10 protein-coding genes and 1 pseudogene are annotated in these 20,601 nt (G+C 41.4%); 9 read left to right on the forward strand and 2 right to left on the reverse strand.

Translation table 11 applies throughout. The annotated features are described in order from the left end of the window. Positions 1-222 precede the first annotated feature (222 nt). Positions 223-3,633 carry an amino acid adenylation domain-containing protein gene (locus tag HWQ58_RS21640; protein WP_292867000.1) on the forward strand — a complete coding sequence of 1,137 codons (3,411 nt, stop codon included), beginning with the start codon at positions 223-225 and terminating at the stop codon, positions 3,631-3,633. Next, positions 3,630-7,901: an amino acid adenylation domain-containing protein gene (locus HWQ58_RS21645; RefSeq protein WP_292867002.1), complete on the forward strand. Its 4,272-nt coding sequence runs from the start codon at positions 3,630-3,632 to the stop codon at positions 7,899-7,901. The genes HWQ58_RS21640 and HWQ58_RS21645 overlap by 4 nt, the downstream gene beginning before the upstream one ends. A gap of 29 nt (positions 7,902-7,930) precedes the next feature. On the opposite strand, the gene HWQ58_RS21650 is transcribed toward HWQ58_RS21645, so the two are convergent. Next, a complete protein-coding gene (locus HWQ58_RS21650; protein ID WP_292867004.1) occupies positions 7,931-8,191 on the reverse strand; it encodes a hypothetical protein in 261 nt (86 codons plus the stop codon). Positions 8,192-8,479: 288 nt separating this feature from the next. Between HWQ58_RS21650 and HWQ58_RS21655 the strand changes: the two genes are divergently transcribed. From HWQ58_RS21655 to HWQ58_RS21675, 5 genes and pseudogenes are all read left to right on the forward strand, one after another. Further along, the gene (locus HWQ58_RS21655; RefSeq protein ID WP_292867006.1) at positions 8,480-10,648 is read left to right on the forward strand and encodes a DUF4347 domain-containing protein; all 2,169 of its coding nucleotides are present in this window, start codon (positions 8,480-8,482) and stop codon (positions 10,646-10,648) included. A 1,072-nt stretch (positions 10,649-11,720) separates the two neighbouring features. Continuing rightward, the gene (locus tag HWQ58_RS21660; protein ID WP_292867008.1) at positions 11,721-14,732 is read left to right on the forward strand and encodes a peptidase domain-containing ABC transporter; all 3,012 of its coding nucleotides are present in this window, start codon (positions 11,721-11,723) and stop codon (positions 14,730-14,732) included. Positions 14,733-14,819: 87 nt separating this feature from the next. After that, on the forward strand, positions 14,820-16,403 hold the full coding sequence (locus HWQ58_RS21665; RefSeq protein ID WP_292867010.1) for an HlyD family efflux transporter periplasmic adaptor subunit: 1,584 nt from the start codon (positions 14,820-14,822) through the stop codon (positions 16,401-16,403). A 109-nt stretch (positions 16,404-16,512) separates the two neighbouring features. Beyond that, entirely contained in the window at positions 16,513-17,010 is a 498-nt protein-coding gene (locus HWQ58_RS21670) for a DUF427 domain-containing protein (RefSeq protein WP_292867032.1), read from the forward strand. Positions 17,011-17,075: 65 nt separating this feature from the next. Continuing rightward, positions 17,076-17,561: pseudogene (locus HWQ58_RS21675) on the forward strand (GrpB family protein). Positions 17,562-17,733: 172 nt separating this feature from the next. Here the strand turns inward: HWQ58_RS21675 and HWQ58_RS21680 are convergent. After that, a complete protein-coding gene (locus HWQ58_RS21680) occupies positions 17,734-18,726 on the reverse strand; it encodes a zinc ABC transporter substrate-binding protein (RefSeq protein ID WP_292867012.1) in 993 nt (330 codons plus the stop codon). A gap of 773 nt (positions 18,727-19,499) precedes the next feature. Here HWQ58_RS21680 and HWQ58_RS21685 point away from each other — a divergent pair. Together HWQ58_RS21685 and HWQ58_RS21690 are read left to right on the forward strand one after the other, a co-directional pair. Continuing rightward, positions 19,500-19,835, forward strand: coding sequence for a hypothetical protein (locus tag HWQ58_RS21685; RefSeq protein ID WP_292867014.1), 336 nt, complete (start codon positions 19,500-19,502; stop codon positions 19,833-19,835). Positions 19,836-20,246: 411 nt separating this feature from the next. Beyond that, the gene (locus tag HWQ58_RS21690) at positions 20,247-20,597 is read left to right on the forward strand and encodes a YtxH domain-containing protein (RefSeq protein ID WP_292867016.1); all 351 of its coding nucleotides are present in this window, start codon (positions 20,247-20,249) and stop codon (positions 20,595-20,597) included. Positions 20,598-20,601 lie beyond the last annotated feature (4 nt).

Consider the following 20,601-nt stretch of genomic DNA (forward strand, 5'->3'; position numbering starts at 1 on the left):
ATCTGGTTAATTTACAATCAAAGATTACGCCAAAATATTAACACTGGTAATCTTATCTAAGTGTCAGGTAAAATTGAATTATTGTGTTCAGGAGCAAAAAAGCAGAATGTTTACAGAAGTCAACAATAAAACTAAGTAATTTGTTTTATCGTTAGTCGCATTCAGTTTAAATACCTCCAATTTTGAGCCATTAAAAAAAAGCTAGAACATCAAGTTTTTTTTATGAGTTTATTACCCTTGAATTCACAATCTGTATTAACATCTGTTGATTTCGATCCATTTTCAGGTGGAGAGTTATTATTGACTGCCCCTGCAACCGAATCTCAAAAAGAAATTTGGGCTTCTGTACAAATGGGAGACGGTGCCAATTGTGCTTATAATCAATCCCAATCTCTGCGACTAAAAGGAAATCTGGATGTAGAAGCTCTCCAGTCTGCTATGCAAGAGTTAGTCCAACGTCATGAAGCGTTACGGACAACCTTCAACACAGATGGCAATACACTCTGCATTGTTGCTTCCCTGAGAATAGAAATCCCCATCATCGATCTTTCTAGACTGGAGTCACACGAGCAAGAAACAAAAATAGCTAGTATCTTGCAACAAGAGGTAAAACAACCCTTTGATTTAGAACACGGCCCTCTATTTCGGGCAAAAATTGTCAAATTGCATCTGCAAGAACATCTAGCAATTTTGACTGCCCATCACATTATTTGCGATGGTTGGTCATGGACGGTGTTGTTGCCAGATGTGGGTAAACTCTATTCTGGCTTGCAACAGGGTATTGTTTCTGAATTGGAAGAACCAGATCGCTTCAGTGAATATGCGACGTTGCAAGAAGAAGAAACCCAAAGTTCAGAAGCGATCGCTATAGAAAAATATTGGTTAGATCAATTCTCTGATTCTCTGCCTGTACTGGATTTCCCCAGCGATCGCCCACGTCCATTATTCAGAACCTTTAATGCTGCCCGTGAAGATTGGCATTTAAATCCCGAACTAGTTGTCAACCTCAAACAACTAGGAACAAAACTTGGTTGTAGCTTTATGACTACCATCTTGTCAGGATTAGAGGTATGGCTCTACCGCCTGACAGGACAGAACGACTTGGTTGTAGGTGTTTTTGCCGCCGGACAAGCTGCTTTAGGTCAATATAATCTCGTAGGACACTGTGTTAATTTACTACCGCTGCGTAGCCGCATCAATGGAGAAAAATCCTTTATTGACTACTTGCAAACGCGGCGTTCGGCTGTATTAGATGCTTATGACCACCAACAATTTACCTTTGGCAGTCTGATCAAAAAATTAGTGTTTCCACGGGATTCTAGTCGTATTCCCTTAGTACCAATCACCTTTAATATCGAGCAGGGCTTGGACGGAAACAGTCTGCCATTTGCAGGGCTAGAGGTAGAGTGTTTCTTCAATCCTCGCGAATTTGAGAATTTTGAACTATTTATCAATGCTACGGAATTACGTGGTCAGCTTATTCTGGAATGTCAGTACAACACCAATTTATTTGATGCTGATACTATCCGTCGCCGAATGGCAGAGTTTGAGGCTCTGTTAGCAGGTATAGTTGCTAACCCCAATCAAATTATTGCCAAATTGCCAATCTTGCCAACAACTGAGCAACAGTTGTTGGCAGCATGGAACAATACTCAAACAGCTTATCCTCAAGATAAATCCATTCACCAGCTGTTTGAAACTCAAGTGGAGCGAACACCAGATGCGATCGCTGTTGTGTTTCAAAATCAACAACTGACTTATCTGGAACTTGAGGAGCGTGCCAATCAGCTTGCTCATTATCTCCAAACCTTGGGAGTGAAGCCTGGAGTGCTAGTTGGCATCTCCTTGGAACGGTCAATAGAAATAGCGATCGCTCTGCTAGCTGTACTCAAGGCAGGTGGTGCTTATGTCCCCTTAGACCCCACCTATCCCAAAGAACGCTTGACCTTCATGCTTAATGATGCTCAAGTATCTGTGTTACTTACCCAAGCCAACCTACTTGATTTGTTACCAAATCAGGTAGAAGTAGTTTGTTTGGACACAGATAAAGAAAAAATTACCCATTATCCAACTCACAAACCTGCTTACCTAGTAACTGCTGAGAATCTAGCCTACGTCATTTACACTTCCGGCTCCACAGGAACACCCAAGGGAGTAAAAGTTTCTCACCAAAATGTTGTCAACCTCCTGGGAAGTATGCGTGAGCAACCAGGTTTGACGCAGCAAGATATTCTGCTATCTGTCACCACACTCTCCTTTGATATTGCCGTTCTGGAAATCTTCTTGCCGTTAATCGTGGGGGCAACTACTCTGATAGTCAGCCGTGAGGTGGCTACGGATGGTGAGAAACTGCTCAAAACTCTCAACCATTCAGGAACAACAGTCATGCAGGCCACTCCTGCAACCTGGCGATTGTTGCTGGCGGCTGGCTGGCAAGGTTCCAAACAACTCAAGATTCTGTGCGGTGGGGAAGCATTACCACCTACTTTAGCTAAGGAACTGGTGAATCGTGCCCACAGTGTTTGGAATATGTACGGGCCAACTGAAACAACAATCTGGTCTACCTGCTATCAAATTAAAGCAGACGGAATGCCTCTGATTGGTCAGCCCATTGCCAATACTGAAATTTATCTATTAGATGCCTATCAGCAGCCCGTACCTGTAGGAGTTGCTGGTGAACTTTATATCGGCGGTGCAGGTGTAGCGTTGGGTTATTTGAATAGACCTGAGCTAACTACAGAAAGGTTTATCTCCAACCCATTCAGCCAAGAACCTCATGCTCGACTCTATAGAACAGGTGATTTAGTTCGTTACCTCGCCGATGGCAACCTTGAATATCTGCAACGAATTGACAATCAATTTAAAATTCGCGGTTTTCGGATTGAATTGGGTGAGATTGAAATGGTGATGGCTCAACATCCTGCTGTGAAAGAAGCTGTCGTTGTTGTGCGAGAAGATATCCCCGATGAGAAAATTTTAGTCGGTTATCTAGTTTCAAAACCACCATCGGAAGTTGAGTCTTCAGCGGAGTCTGCTAGCAGTACTCAACATATTCAAGCCTGGAATCAAAGGTCGGACTTACTGTCTGAATCAGAATCTTTACAAGACCAGACTTTAAGTGATGCTTATGTCAATAGCCCCATACAGAAGCAGACAGTAAATAATCAGCTAATCCCACAATTACGCCAGTTCTTGAAGGAAAAGCTCCCAAATTATATGGTGCCCACTACTTTTGTGACACTGGATGCGATGCCCCTTACTCCTAATGGCAAAGTAGATCGGAAGGCTCTACCAATACCCGATTTTGCTCGTCCAGAACTGACGGAGGGTTATGTTGCACCTCGCACCTTGGTTGAACAGCAGATTGCTGGCATTTGGGCACAAGTCCTCAACTTAAAAAATATCGGCATTCATGACAACTTCTTTGAGTTAGGGGGACATTCAGTACTAGCAATTCAAGTCACTTCACCATTGCGTCAAACCTTTCAAGTAGAAATACCTTTACTCAACTTATTTGAAGTATCAACTGTAGCTGACTTAGCTGAACGAGTTGAAACACTGCAATGGGCAGCGCAAAATTATCAAGCTTCTTTGACTGAAATGATCGGCGACTACGAAGAGGGACAACTATGAAAACCATTCATGAGTTTTTATCAGAACTACGTCATCTAGATGTGAAATTATGGATCGAAGACGGTAGCCTGCGCTATCGCGCTGCTAAGGAGAGCCTGACACCAGATTTACTAAAGCAGATGCGAGAACGGAAAGCCGAAATCTTAGAATTTCTCTTCCAGGCTAACTCTGTTGGTAGTAACAATCTTCCTCATATATTACCTAACATCAGAGATGGCAAACTCCCTCTTTCTTTTGCTCAACAACGTTTATGGATTTTAGAGCAATTTGATCCTGGTAATGTCTACAATATACCTCTAGCCTATCGCCTCACAGGTTTACTGAATGTGGCACTACTGGAGCAATGTCTAGTAGAAATTGTCCGCCGTCACGAAATCCTACGAGTTACCTTTACATCTATAGATGGGCAACCCAGCCAAGTCATATCTCCAGATATGACCCTGAATCTGCCACTTGTCGATTTGAGTCAGTTGCCTCTAGAACAGCGGGAAATTGAAGAAAAAAGACTGGCTGCTCAGGAAGCTCAACAACCTTTCGATCTTTTGCAAGGGCCATTGTTTCGCTTTAAACTGCTACGCCTAACTGAACAGGAGAATATGCTGCTCCTGAACCTGCATCATATTATTGCAGATGGTTGGTCTTCAGAGGTTTTCTTTCAGGAACTCACAACACTTTATGAAGCCTTTGCTGCTGGCAAACCCTCCCCACTATTGGAATTACCTATCCAGTATACTGACTACGTTCACTGGCAGCGTCAGTGGTTACAAGATGCAGTCCTAAAATCTCAGCTTGATTATTGGAAGCAGCAGCTAAGTGGCAACTTACCCATACTAGAGCTACCCAGCGATCGCCCACGGCCACCCGTCCAAACTTATTCGGGCGATATCTGTCGCCAGATGCTACCGCAGACGTTAACTGATGCCCTCAAGGCTTTGAGTCAGCAGTCAGGGGTAACACTGTTCATGACTTTATTAGCAGCCTTCAAGGTATTGCTTTATCGCTATACAGGACAAGAGGATATTCTTGTTGGCTCCCCAATTGCCGATCGCAACCAGATAGAAACCGAAGGATTGATGGGTTTATTTGTCAATACCTTGGTCATGCGGACTGACCTTTCCGGCAATCCCAGTTTTCGGGAAGTACTCGATCAAGTGCGTCAGGTAGCTTTAGGTGCTTACGATCACCAAGATTTACCTTTTGAAAAACTGGTGGAAGAACTTAATCCAGAACGTGATCGCAGTCATTCACCACTGTTTCAAGTAATGTTCGCCATGAATCCTCCTTGGACAAAGGGGGCACGAGAAGTAGCAGGTTTGAAAATTGCCTCCACCTTTGGATACACTCACAGCGGTACGGCAAAATTTGATTTAACCCTGATGATGCGTGATACGGGCAAAGGATTGAGAGCCTCTTTTGAATACAATACTGACTTATTCGATGAAGCCACGATCGCTCGGATGCTTGGACATTTCCAAACAATGCTTGCAAGTATTGTTGCTAACCCAGAGCAACGCATCTCAGAGTTACCGTTATTAACGCCAGCCGAACGGCAGCAGTTACTTGTAGAGTGGAACAATACTCAAACTGACTATCCCCGGCAGGCTTGCATTCATCAACTGTTTGAGTCACAAGTCGAAAGTACACCCAATGCTGTAGCACTCGTATTTGCAGGACAAGAACTAACATACCAACAGTTGAATGAACAAGCCAATCAGCTAGCACACTACTTGCAAAGCCTGGGTGTAGGGCCAGAAGTAATGGTGGGATTGTGTGCAGAGCGATCGCTCCAAATGGTAATCGGGTTACTGGGTATTCTCAAGGCAGGTGGAGCTTATGTTCCTTTAGATCCCATGTACCCCCAAGAGCGCCTTAGCTTGATGTTAAAAGATGCTCAAGTGGAAATCTTGCTCACTCAACAACATCTGCTCGAAAAATTACCTGTGTGTGGAGCAAAGGTGGTTTATTTGGATAGTGATGCTGAAGCGATGTCTACGACGGGCTACGCCTACGCTCAACATAGTCAAGAGAATACAGTTAGCCAAACTACCCCTGAAAACTTGGCTTATGTAATCTACACATCTGGTTCTACAGGCATCCCCAAAGGTGTTACCGTCACACATCGGGGTGTCGTGCGCTTAGTTAAAGACACCAATTACATTAGTTTGGGTGCAGAAAATGTGTTTTTACAGTTAGCGCCCATATCCTTTGATGCTTCCACTTTTGAAATTTGGGGATGTTTGCTCAACGGCGCAAAGTTAGTGCTCATGCCACCTCACGCACTATCGTTATCAGAACTAACAGAAGCTCTGAAATATTATCGTGTAACGATACTGTGGTTAACTGCTGGTCTTTTCAACTTAATGGTAGATGAGTATGTTGAAGACTTAAAACAAGTTCGACAACTTTTAGCTGGTGGAGATGTTTTATCTGTCCCTCACATCCAAAAACTTTTGCAAGCAGGTGGAGATTGTCACCTGATTAATGGTTATGGTCCAACGGAAAATACAACTTTTACTTGTTGCTATTCTTTAGACAGCAATATTAAAATTAATGGTTCTATTCCTATTGGCCGACCTATTTACAATACACAAACTTACATACTGGATAGCAATTTGCAACCTGTCCCGATTGGTATACCAGGTGAGTTATATATTGGCGGTGATGGTTTGGCTAGGGGTTATCTCAATCGACCAGAATTAACCACCGAAAAGTTTATTTATAATCCCTTTAAAAATTCAGAATTTGAATCGGATCATCTATATAAAACTGGCGATTTAGCTCGTTACTTACCAGATGGCAATATTGAGTTTATCGGACGTTTAGACCATCAAGTAAAGATTCGCGGCTTCCGCATTGAGTTGGGAGAAATTGAGGCGATGCTGGGTCAACACCCAGGAGTACAAAAAAATGTCGCTGTTGTTAGAGAAGATGTTCCTGGCAATAAATTGATAGTTGCTTATCTTGTTCCTCAGTTAGGTGAAACTATTGTTAGCGATGAAATGCAAAGCTTTCTCAAGCAAAAATTGCCCGATTATATGTTGCCTGCGGTCTTTGTCATACTAGACTCTCTGCCACTTAATGCTAATGGCAAAGTTGATCGCAAAGCTTTACCTGTGCCCAATTTCACTAATTCCAAAATAGAAAAAACATTTGCTACAGCAGAAAATCCACTACAACTTCAATTAACAGAAATCTGGGAAAATGTTTTAGGAGTTCATCCGATTGGAATAACAGATAACTTTTTTGATTTAGGTGGACATTCACTGCTGGCAGTACGTCTGTTTTCTCAAATTGAAAAGATCGCAGGCAAAAATCTAGCTCTATCTATCCTATTGCAAGCACCAACTATTGAGCAGTTAGCTAATGTTATTGAGCGAGAAATATGCTCAAAACCTGGGATTGCAGCAACACCAATAGCTGATATCAAGTCTGAAACATCAATTCCTTGGTCATCTTTAGTACCTATTCAGCCCAACGGTTCTAAGCCTCCTTTCTTCTGTGTACATGGTTTTGGTGGAGAAGTTTTACGTTTCCGTGAATTGGCAGTGCATTTAGGATCAGATCAACCATTTTATGGACTACAACCACAAGGGTTAGATGGAAAACAGCTTCCATATACCCGGATTGAAGACATGGCAGCGCACTATATTCAACAAATCCAGACTATTCAGCCCCATGAGCCTTATTTGATCGGCGGATACTCTTCTGGGGGTATAATTGTTTACGAGATGGCTCGGCAATTAGTCATGCAAGGTAAGAAAGTAGCTTTGCTAGTTCTATTTGATACCTACGGTTCCAGAAATATTGAATCTGTGCCTTTGCAAAAACCAACCTCTGGTAATTGGAAGAGTCTTTTCGCAACTGCATCTAACTATGTTATTAAGCAGGTAAAAGGAAATACAGAGCTGCTTAAGTATCAGATCAAAGAGATACTCTGGCGGATTGTTTTTTACTTTCACCTGATTCTCAAACGCCCTTTACCTTACTCCAACCGGAAATTCATGGTGGAACAGGCCACCAGAGAAGCGCTCAGAAAGTATGTTTTACAAGTTTACTCAGGTCGAGCAACCGTATTCCGAACAGAAGATAGTCTTGTAGTTGGACAACAGGAGGGTGATCCTAAAATGGGTTGGGGTAAATTGGCATTAGGAGGAGTGGATATTTATGATGTTTCTGGGATTCATAATTCCATTTTTAAAGAACCCCATGTACGAACTGTATCCGAAAAAATGAAGGCTTGCATAGATGAAATTATTGCAGAAACCTAAATCTTTCTAGACTTATAGGAATATTTAACTCAGTGAGGTACAAAACTTAAGTCTTTAAGCCAGATATAAAGCCTGTTTTGCTTGTGACTCTCAAAATTTAAGTAGACGATCAAAGTTATTTCTAAATTCTGTTTTAGTGATAGCTTTCTGACCTCATCTCGCTTGCGGGATGGGGTTGTTTTATGCACGGGTAATAACTTTAACTTGCGGCTTGTATAGATGTGTAAATGCGATCGCCAATAAAGCCTTTGCATCAGTCCTAAACCTGTGTGTAGGCGTGTTACAGGCATTTTTTGACGGTGAATAAGGAAAGCATTTTACACCGCGACTTTCAAAGCTGATTTCCTGTTTGCACTATTTATTGCTATTGATGCTAGACCTGATGTTATTTTCGATGGCAATGGTAATATTGATCCGCAGGTTTAGGCAGTAAATTTACTGGAGTTAACTATTTGCCTTTTATATAAGTTTAATAATTGACTCCTTTACTATGCCAAAAAAATCCTGCTTCTACGTGATTTACAGGATATAGCACGTAACGTCTGTAACGAAAAAACTATTAATTAATAAGAGTAATTATGTCAGACACCATCCCGATCGCGATTGCAAAAGAGCCAACTCAAGACTTGTATGAGCAAATACCTGCTACTCACCTAGTTTTTATCGACCCACAGGTTGAGAACTACCAAAGTCTGGTAGCAGGTGTATTGCCGAACACCTCTGTTGTAGTCTTAGATCCTCACCAGAATGGCATTGAACAAATTAGCCAAGTGCTGGCAACTCATCGTGAAATCAATACCTTACATATTGTTTCTCACGGGGCACCAGGGCAAGTTTATCTGGGGAACAGTCAACTCAGCTACGAAACCCTCAACCATTATGCTCGGCAACTCATGGACTGGGCAAATGTTTTGAGTGCAGATGCACAACTGCTGTTGTATGGTTGCGAAGTCGGGCAAACAGAGCAAGGTAAAGCATTTGTACAGCGCCTGAGTGAATTGACAGGTGCAATAGTAGCGGCGTCTGATAACTTAACGGGGAGTACTGCATTCGGTGGTGACTGGGAACTGGAAGTTTCTACGGGGGCAATTGTTCCTACTCTGGCGTTTCAGCCAGAAGTAATGGCAGCCTACGCTTCAGTACTAAGTGTTCCAATAGTAGCGAATGCAATTCAGGATCAAGAAGCCACCGAAGAGATATTCTTCAAGTTCACTGTCCCAGATGACACCTTCACTGATGCGGATGGTGACACCCTCACCTACACTGCAACCCTGGAAAACGATAATCCTCTGCCAAATAAGTTGATATTCGATCCTACTACCCGTACCTTCAGTGGCACTCCTGAGAATAAGGACGTAGGTAGTATAAACATCAAAGTTACCGCTAAAGATATTGCTGCAAATCAAGCCAGTGATGTGTTTAAAATCACAATTAATAATGTCAACGATCCTCCAGTCTTGATAAAAGAAATTGCAGATCAGCAAGTCACTGAAGACACAGTTTTTAACTTCACTGTCCCAGTTGACACCTTTAGCGATGTGGATGTTGGAGACATCCTCACCTACACTGCAACCCTAGAAAATGATGACCTACTACCCACTTGGTTGAACTTCAATCCTACTACCCTTACCTTCAGTGGTACTCCTGAGAATGAAGACGTAGGTAGTTTGAACATCAAAGTTACCGCTCAAGATGTTGCTGGAGAGCAAGCCAGTGATGTGTTTCAGCTTGCAGTTGCTGACAATACTCCTCTAGTGACGGTTACAGGCGATATCTTTAGTGTCAAGACTAAGCTGAACATTGAAGGTGATAAAGGAAAACTCTCAATCCAGATTAAAAACAACACCTCTAAAGAGGTGAATGAACTAAATGTATTTACTGTTGACGATGAAGAAGGTAGGATTAACGGCATAGCCCCTGGTGCAGAAGGCTATACACAAGCGGCTCTTTTGCGTTCAAAGGTGGTTTTCTCCACTCTTGCCAATTTGCCTAATGGTTTTAATCCCGCCGACCTGAAAAACATATTAGAATTCGACTCTGATACCAAACTCAGATTTTATCTGGTATCCAACAGTACTACTCAGGATGTACTGTCTGGAAAAACCCCCTTCTCAAGTGTGCTTTTTTCCTCAGGTACAAATAACAACATAGAAGATGAAGGGTTTTCTCTTAATTTTCAGAATTTGGTAGTGAATATTCAGCCAACCAATCAAGAGGTATCTTTGGGTACTGATCTGCAAGGCGAATATCAAGGCGAACTGATTGATTTACGGAGTGTAACACAATCGGTAACAGCTGAGTTTCAAGTCAACAGAGAGGCATCTTACAATAACTTTGTCGGCTTTTATCAGGTGGCTGATGAAAATGGTGGTATTGACACCAATGGTGATGGCACGGCAGATATTCTCGTTGGCCAGGCTGGCTACGCCGAAGCTGCTGTGCGTGGGCGTGTTGCAGGCATTGACTTGACGGTAGGCAACCAAGGCACTGCAAATTACACTGGTATTTTCGATCCGAATTCTTTGTTTGCACCATTTATTATTGTGGATGGCACACCTGATGCGATTCTTAATAGTAATACCAATAAAAATGTTTATTTCACATTCTTGGGTGCTAATTCAGATAAGGTAGATCACATTCGACTGTTGGGAAATAACACCTTTGGTTTTGAAGATTTAGCAAATGGTGGTGATAAAGATTACAACGATGTGATTGTGCAGGTTAATTTGAGTGTTAATCTTGCTTAGTATCAAAGACGAGTAATTACTTAGGAAAATTAAACAACCTCATCCCGGGTGCGGCATGAGGTTATTTTATGCATGGTGATTAAATGGACTCGCTATTAATTAAACTAGTAAATTTACTGAAGGCAGTTATTGTCTTTCATTCATAAATTTAATAGTTGATTCCTCTAGGGTGACAAAAAATCTTCACCTTTACCATACTCAGTGCTGAGTGCCTCGGCTTAGAGTGCTGAGTGATAAAAAGAGTACGGGCTAAACGCCCCACTTCCGCTAACAGCACTTTCGCACTTGGGTTTTTGCCCCGCACGGCAGTTGTTCATGGGGGAAACCCCCAAGACCACACTGCCTCCCCTTGTGGGCAGAATCTTGCAATCGGGAGAAGGTTGATACCCCGCCCGATGTTAAGCGGTCTTTTAACTCGCTTGCCGAGGCACTTTCAACTCAGCACTCTTCATTTTTCCAGTTAATTTTTATTAAATTAAGCTAGCAAAAAAGTGATGATAATTCTTTCATAATCAGGTATAGGTGATGTTTAATGAGGAAAGCTCTTGTCTTTCGTCATTAGTGATATTGTCAATCCCTGTATTCAAGAATTTGTAAAAAATAATTCAGAAATTTAAAGTTTTTTTTATTACATAATTCTTAACTAGGGTATTTACTTAGGAAAACATCTATGATATTTTCATGTTGATTATCATAAATTAAAATATGCAACGCAAAATTTAACAACCGCGTTTATGTGTCTTGGTTTGATGATGAGTATCCATATTGCATACTTGCAATGCTAAATATTAATTTTAATTTTGTATAAATTATGTAGTGTTAACCAAGTGATAACTTGTCCTCGATCTATTTATACTATGCTTGATTTTGAAAAACGCATAAAATCGTAACCGTGTGATATAAATACAGGTCTGCAATTAGACGAACCTTTCCTCTGTGCTTTTACACATTTAAACGCCTGAATTCCAGAAAAGTATTGTCACTGCTGGCATAAAACCAAACACTGCCACTGTTAGTAAAAGATATAGCCCCTAATATTTTCGACTTAATTCTTCACTTTTACTTGTTTTATATGACTTATATTAAGAACACTTTTCCCGAATTTTTCACCGCCCTAGAGGGGTTTGAGCAGTTGCCAGATGGGGCGATCGCTAATCTATCAGAACAACTGCAAGCCTGGCGCTATCGCATAGGTCAAAAAATCATCGGTAAAGAAAGTCTCCCGGAACGCATCACCATCATTTATGAAGGACAAGTGCGGCTGTTGGGATACGACCCCCAGACGCAAATGCCAATCACCCTAAAATTACTGCAACCAGGGGAAATTATCGGTGAAATTGGTTTATTGCGCGATGTCGCCTGTGAAACAGCGATCGCTTCCACCGAAGTAGTATGTTTAACCTTGAGTGCATCAGCATATTTTAGCTTTCTGGCTTCATACCCAGCTTTTGCCGAAGCTCGTAAGAACCGCAGTTATTTGGTAGAAGTTTTCGATATTCTCAGTTCCTATTGGCAAAAGCAAGCGATCGCTACCTTAAATCTCAGAGAACTGGCAGAAAAAGCCTTACCCCAAGCGAAAATACATTATCTCCCTTTAGGAAAAACTCCATTCAACCAGCTGGATAGCAAAAGCGTTTGGTTTGTGAGTGGCGGTGGTACAGTCACGAATTTCTCACCTGGCGATCGCCTAGAATCAGACGATGACAGAGACAGGATTCAGGTTATAGGTCAAAACCCCGCACGGTTGCTTGGTATACATCCGTCAGATTTGATCTTAGAAGATAGTCATCAGATAGAGCTTGCGGTAACTGAAACCAGAGTAGATAGAGATAGCGCTGACGACCTAGATATTATTCCCTACGCATCAGACGAAATAGTTCCACAGACAGCCCCCCAAAACTCAAAGAATTCGTCAAAACAAAAATACCCATTTTTTGGCGGTAAGGGAGAACTAAATACAGCCTTCGCCTGCTTCCAAATGATCGCGAAGCACCTAGAAATGCCGTTTCGTCGAGAAGTGGTTCGCCGCATCTTAACTGAGCAAGTCAAACGTCAGGGCACTATATCGTTTCAAGTTACTGCTTACCTAGCAGAGTCAATTGGACTTAAAGCGCAGTTGATAGAGTTACCAGTCGCCTCAGTGACGCGCATTTTGACACCGGCGCTGATTCGCTATGGTGATAATTTTGCCGTTTTATATGAAATAAATGCAAATACCGTAGTTGTGGGTGTCCCATCCAAAGGAATTGTGCGTTGCAAACCCGCTCAATTGGTTGAACAATTAGATGTCGATCCAACTGACTTTCCGCCCAAAATTAGGGTATTACTGCTGACTGCTACCAATCAAACGCCGCAAGAGCGTTTTAGTTTGCGGTGGTTTATACCCTATTTGTCACGCCACCGTCGAGTCCTGATAGAGGTCTTTATCGCTTCCTTTTTCGTGCAGTTGGCAGCGTTGGCAAATCCCCTAGTCGTTCAGTTAATTATCGACAAAGTTATTACTCAAAATAGTATTGGCACACTACATATTTTGGGGATTTTGCTATTAGTAGTCGGACTATTTGAAGCAGTGTTGACTACCTTACGAACCTACTTATTTGTCGATACCACTAATCGGATCGATATGGGTTTAGGGTCGCAAATCATTGACCACTTACTACGTCTACCGCTGCGCTATTTTGAACGCCGACCGGTGGGTGAACTTTCCACTCGCATCAACGAATTAGAAAATATCCGCCAATTCCTCACGGGTACTGCCTTAACAGTGGGGTTGGATGCTCTATTCTCGGTGGTTTATATCGGTGTGATGCTGATTTATAGTTGGCAACTCACCTTGGTAGGCTTAAGCACAATCCCCGTGTTTGTCGTGATTACCTTAGTCGCTTCTCCCACTATTAGCAGACAGTTACGTGCCAAAGCAGAACGCAACGCCGAAACTCAATCTTATTTAGTGGAGGTGATGTCAGGCATTCAAACAGTAAAAGCGCAAAATATCGAATTGCGATCGCGCTTTTCCTGGCAAGAGCGTTACGCCCGATTTGTCGCTGCTGGTTTTAAAACAGTTGTGACTTCTACCCTCGCTAACTCTACTAGTAACTTTCTCAACAAACTTAGCAGCTTATTAGTTTTATGGGTAGGAGCTTATTTAGTACTGCAACAAGAATTAACTTTAGGCGAATTAATTGCTTTTAGGATTATATCAGGTTACGTCACCAGCCCAATATTGCGTTTAGCTCAACTCTGGCAAAGCTTCCAAGAAACAGCCTTGTCTCTAGAGCGTTTAAGCGATATTGTCGATACCCCACAAGAAGCAGAAACAGACCGCTACAATATACCTTTACCTTCAATCAAGGGAGCAGTGAAATATGAAAATGTTTCCTTCCGCTTTGGTACAAGTGGCCCTCTGCAACTTTCTAATGTCAACCTGGAATTTGCGCCAGGTAAATTTATCGGCATTGTCGGGCAAAGTGGGTCTGGTAAAAGTACGATGATGAAATTACTGCTGAGACTTTACGAAACTGAGTCTGGCAGAATTTTAATTGATGGTTATGATATTGCCAAAGTAGAACTTTATTCACTGCGACGACAAATTGGCGTAGTTCCCCAAGAAACATTATTGTTTGACGGCAGCGTTCAGGAAAATATTGCCCTAACCAATCCCGATGCCACAACCGAAGAAATTATCGAAGCGGCTCAGGTTGCGTGCGCCCACGAGTTTATCATGAACTTACCAAACGGTTACAACACGCGGGTGGGAGAACGGGGTTCTGCACTTTCAGGTGGACAACGACAAAGAATTGCGATCGCTCGTTCTGTTTTACAACGACCAAAATTATTAGTTTTAGATGAAGCAACTAGCGCGTTAGATTATCCCACAGAACGGCAAATATGTCTCAACTTAGCCAAAGCATTCAAGGGTGATACAGTATTTTTTATTACCCACCGACTGAACACCGTGAGTAATGCAGACATGATTGTTGTGATGGATAACAGCAGGGTTATAGAACAAGGTAGCCATCAAGAATTAATGGCTACTAAAGGTCATTATTATTACCTGTATCAGCAACAAGATGTAAACTTGTAATTAGTCATTCTTGAGGGCAAAGGTTTTTGGCATCGGGAAACATTGCCCACCTTACAAAAAAGTCAAAATCCAAAATCCAAAATCGTTATGACTCAACTTAATGGGAATCATCTCAACGGCAATCATAAAAACGGCAATCAAAAAAATGGAGTGAAGCACGATTCATCGGTACTGACAAAACAACAGAAAGCTGCTCAAGAGTCTTTAACTTACTCAAACACTCAGGAATTTGAGCAATCTATTGTCTTGCGCCAATCTCCAATTTGGTCGCGTACAATCATGATTACACTCATGGCGCTAGCCTGCTTTGGAATTGCTTGGGCTTATTTTGCAAAAATTGAGCAAGTAGTGCCAGCAACAGGGCAATTAAAACCGCAAGGAACAGTCAAAGAAGTTCAGGCTCCTGTTAGTGGAGTGGTGAAAACAGTTAATGTTAAAGATGGACAAGAAGTCAAGCCAGGAACTTTACTGCTAACTTTTGATTCCATAGCCTCTGTTGCCGAATTAAATTCTTTGAATAAAATTCGCCTTGCATTAATGAAAGAAAACCAGATTTATCGCCGATTGATGGGTGCAAGCACGGCTACTGGATCTGAACTGTTATATTTGCGTGGGAATTTGCCACAAGAAACTACTTTTCTGCTGAAAAGTCGAGCAGCATTAGTAGCAGAAAATGAATTATTCCGCACTCAATTAAAAAACTCTGGTCAAGATTCTGGAGTAGGAATTGATGAACAACAACTTCTACGAGTTGCCAAACAGGAATTAGACTCTCGCTCATCTGCTGCGCGGTTAGAAGTAGAAAAGATCAAAAAACAACTAATTCAAAATCAAATTAAGCTGGAAGATAGTAAATCAAGTTTAGCTATTCAACAGGGGATTTTAAATAAGCTGAAGATATTAGCAGAAGAAGGTGGTATTTCTCAACTTCAGTATCTTAACCAGCAACAAGAAGTACAAAACCGCACAGCGGAAGTAGCGCAACTAGGTGAGGAACTGAAACGCCTCCAGTTTGATATAGAAAAAGGACAACAAGAGTTAAGCAATACGGTGGCTGTTTCTGATAAAAACATTTTGGATAAGATAGCTCAGAACAAACAGCAGATTGCCACAATCGATAGCCAATTCATGAAAGTTGTGTTAGATAACGAGCAGCGTTTGGCAGATGTCAATAGTAAAATATCTCAATCACAGTTAAACGTTAAATATCAAGAACTCCGCGCACCTGTAGCTGGAACAGTTTTTGATTTGCAAGCAAAAAATCCTGGATTTGTCGCAACTCCAACTACAAAACTGTTGCAAATTGTCCCCAATGAAAACTATATTGCTGAAGTTTTCATCACTAACAAAGATATTGGGTTTGTGCAAAAAGGTATGAAGGTAGATGTCAGAATTGACTCCTTTCCTTACAGCGAGTTTGGCGATATCAAGGGAGAAGTGACTGGGATAGGTTCAGACGCATTACCGCCAGACGAAACCCATCAGTTTTACAGATTTCCGGCAAAAGTCTCATTAGATAAACAATCCCTAGTGATTAAGGGTAAAAAAGTTAACTTGCAATCAGGTATGTCTATCAGTGCCAATATAAAAGTGCGCGAAGAACGGACTGTGCTTAGTTTATTCACTGAGATGTTTACTAAGCAAGTAGATGCTCTTAAACAGGTACGATGAAGAGGGTTGAGTTAAAAGACCGCAGTGACTCCACAAGGAGAGTTGCTGCTTCACTAAGTATATCAGTACTAAGTACTTTTTCCTCTCTAAGCACTCAACACTCTTGATGATGGTTAATTTTCAACGCATCGAACCTGCTCCCGGACAAGAATCAGTTTGGGATTATCCCCGTCCTCCTCTTTTGGAGGATACAACCAAACATATCCAAATAATCTTTAACGGAGTAGTAATTGTAGATACTCACAGCGCCAAACGTGTTTTAGAAACCAGTCATCCTCCTTCTTACTACATTCCCCCAGCGGATATCAAAATGGAATATCTACAGATGACTCCGCAATCTAGCTTTTGTGAGTGGAAGGGAAGTGCTGGTTACTACACAATTCGAGTTGGTGATAAAGAAGTCCATAATGCTGCCTGGTTCTATCCCAAGCCCACACCAGCCTTTGAATCTATCAAGCACTATGTAGCTTTTTATGCTCATTTAATGGATAAATGCTACGTTAATGGCGAAGAAGTGCAACCACAACCAGGTAATTTCTATGGCGGTTGGATAACCAGTGATATTGTTGGGCCATTTAAAGGCGCTCCTGGTACTTGGGGATGGTGAGTCGATTTTGGATTTTGGATTTTAAATTTTGAATTCAAATTTAAGAATGTTGTTTCTAAATCCTGATGAAAGTAGAAGTAGTACCACATAATCCAATATGGCGCGGCAAATTCGACGATGAATCAAAGTATGTTGCACTTACACTAGGTGAAAATGTAGTTGCTATTCACCATATTGGCAGCACAGCAATTCCATATATCTACGCCAAACCCATTATTGATTTGTTGGTTGAAGTTGAAAACATCGCTAAAGTTGATGATCATAGTTTGGGTATGGAAGCATTAGGTTATGAAGTAATGGGCGAGTTTGGCATACCAGGTCGTCGTTTCTTCCGTAAAGAGAATGAAACAGGTACAAGAACACATCATGTCCACACCTTTACAGCCAGATAACCGGAAGTAGAACGACACTTAGCATTTCGGGATTACATGATTGCACATCCCGAAGATGCACAGAAATATAGTGAATTAAAACGTAAGTTAGCGAGACAATATCCTAACGATATCATCGGATATATGGATGGGAAAGATGGGTTCATCAAAGAGATGTAAAAGAAAGCATTGGTATGGTGGACACTTGATAAATTTAAATAACACAATCTCCTTTACCCATCTTCCGTAACATTTAAAACTCCAATTCTGTCTTCCAAAGATAGATTAATAAACCAAGTTTTCTGAAATCTCAAAAAACCCGGTTTTTAGGATTACTGAATTGATGTTCTAGCTACCTAGCAGCTTTCGTTTCAAACATCAAATACGTCCCACCTAGTCCTTCTACAATTGTGCGTGTATTGGCAATCATCATTTTCTGATAAGTGTCCGCGTCGCTTCCTGGTTCACCAAGTCCCTCAGCATATAGCTTTCTGTCAGAAATATTCACTTCAGCTTCTGTGGCTACAGATTGAATCAGATTAGGATTAATTTCCACTTCAGCAAAAATTGTTGATACTTTAGCCCGTTTAATGTTTGTAGCCAAATTTTTGACTCGTTCGGCTGTCAGCTTTTCGTTAGTACTAATACTTTGCAATCCTCCTGCCAATGAAATACCGTATGCTTTGGCGTAATAACTTAGTGCATCAGAGGTTGTAACTAACTTCCGTTCTTTGGTAGGAATGCTGACAACTCTTGACTTAATCCAGCTATCTAGTTGAGTGAGTTCATTTGTAATTTTTTTAGTATTACTGGTATAAGCTTCTGCATCACTAGATTGTAATTTTCTCAAATTACTATTAATTACCTCCACCATTCTGATAGTATTTTTGGTATTGTGCCAAACATGAGGATCGGTTACATTCTTACCACCTGCCTGAAATTTTTGTGGCTTAGGCACTGCCAGTTGAGCGACGGCTATTTTTGGTGTAGGGTTTTTAGTCGCTTTAATTAACTTGATCAGATTTGGTTCAAAATTGTAACCATTATAAAGAATAAGATTAGCTTGCTGAATGGCTTTACGATCTTCCGGTTTTGGTTTATAAAATTGGGGGTCGGCAGTAGGAGAAATTAAGCAGGTAAGGTTAACTGTATTTCCGGCAACCTGCCTGGTTAAGTCACACAGTACGCTTGTAGTCGCTACAACTTGAGGAAGATTCTCATTTACCTGGGTGTTAGTCTGAGTGAATGTAGTTCTTACAGCTTGATTTCCACACCCAACAAATCCAATCGTCAAGGCAGCAAGAATAGCTCGGAATAAATTATTCAATGGTGATTTTTTTGACATCCTCAGCTCCTACTGGATGTATAAAAAAAGATAATCATTATTGGTAAAGTATTAGTAAAATACCAGGGGAAAGTCTTCAGCAGGGAAGAGGTTAAAGGCTGATGGGGAAGCCTTCGGCAAAGAAATAGGGTAAAAGTTAAGGGAAGAGGAATTAATAGACTTTCTCCTTTATCACTTGTCTGTTTCCTCAGTCCATACCCAGCAATTTTTGGTTAGTGAACACACTAGTGAGGTTTTTACAGGCAAAATATTAGTTAACTGCACACGACAGGCTGGAAAATTGGTAGAGGTAGGAGCACAATAATAAAGGCAATGCTGGGGAGTCTCCAAGGAGTGTAGTGTAGTTCTCTTACCATCTGTTGAAGGGTCTATACCATTGTGCTTACATCCCACAAAGGTCGCAAATTGACTAGGATTATCAGGTTAAGGAGTGGGAAGTAGTAATGATGGGGCTTATGGAGCATACAGGTTGATTTCGCAAACCGAGTCGTGAATCTAAGGCAATTGTAGCTGTGGTTTTGCGAGGTGTGGATATATCATTGTTACAAAATTGGCAAATTGGCGATTTTTTAGCCATCAGCCTTTGTTACACTAATTTTCACCTAGTAAAACCTTTCAATAGCGCTTAGAGCATCATCTAACTACTTTTTATTGCCAGAATCCAGATGTACTTTGTGCCATAAATTTTATCCTTTAGTTTCTTCATGATTAAATAAGAGCCAAATCAAGTATATAGAACAGTTCCTCAAAGCTAATATTGGTGAAGATAAACAATGGTAATTTTAGTTGTCATAATTAACACCCTGATTTCGCTGATACTAATCTATGTAGCTTGGCGGGTGTGGCAACTTAAGCAGCAGCTAGCATACATAGCAGATAGGTTAACCGCCTATGAAATTTGTACCAATGCAGCCCTGAATAAAGCACCCGAAAATATTTATCTCAGTCAACAGAATATTTATAACTTACGGCAGAGAAATCAAGCGCTACAAATACAAATTCAGCAAGTGCGGCAAATTATCAGTCTACTTTTGCTAGGGCGGCAAATCTGGCAGCGTTATTTTCTGAAGCTAGAGTTAACATCTGGGAAAAGAACAGTTGCAAAATGAGTTATGTCAGGTTCAGATGAACATTTATGATTAAGACTGACGGGGGTACATACAGAGAAGTCCGTAGTAAGCTCCCACAGGGTGTATTGGCTTGTGGCGTAGGCATAGCCCGCTGCAGGCATCGCTTCCCCTTTCCATAACCTAATCTTAAACAAGCTAGCAATACCCGATACGGAACCGGAGCAAGATGTAACACAAAGAAACGCCCGCCAGAAGGCTTACCAGAGGTATGAAAACTTTGGGAGATGCGGGGAGTTTTGAATTATAAGTAATTAATGCTTTTAGTATTAATGAATAAAAGCAACATTTCTGGCTGATATTTTGTCACCATAGATTAACTGAATAAAATCGGTTGAGTCTTGCAAGGGGAGAAAACCCACCTAAAATGGGTGTAAGGAGAGAAACAATAAGATGTCTAATAACCGTTCTGGAGTATTTTTTGGCGGTTTGATGCTAGGAGCTACCATCGGTGCTTTAACCGGTTTACTGGTGGCTCCACGCACAGGGCGCGAAACGCGTAAAATTTTGAAAAAATCTGCCAATGCTATCCCAGAATTGGCAGAAGATTTATCAATGAGTGTGCAAATTCAGGCAGATCGTCTCTCTGCTAGCGCACTACGAAACTGGGATGACACTTTAGATAGATTACGAGAAGCGATCGCAGCAGGTGTAGATGCCAGTCAGCGAGAAAGCCAAGTCTTGAAACGACAAACATCTGTTGAAGACTCAGATTCGCTTCCCCAGCAATTAGAACGTTCATAAATGA

Source organism: Nostoc sp. LPT (assembly GCF_017115165.1).
Classification (GTDB): Bacteria; Cyanobacteriota; Cyanobacteriia; order Cyanobacteriales; family Nostocaceae; genus Nostoc.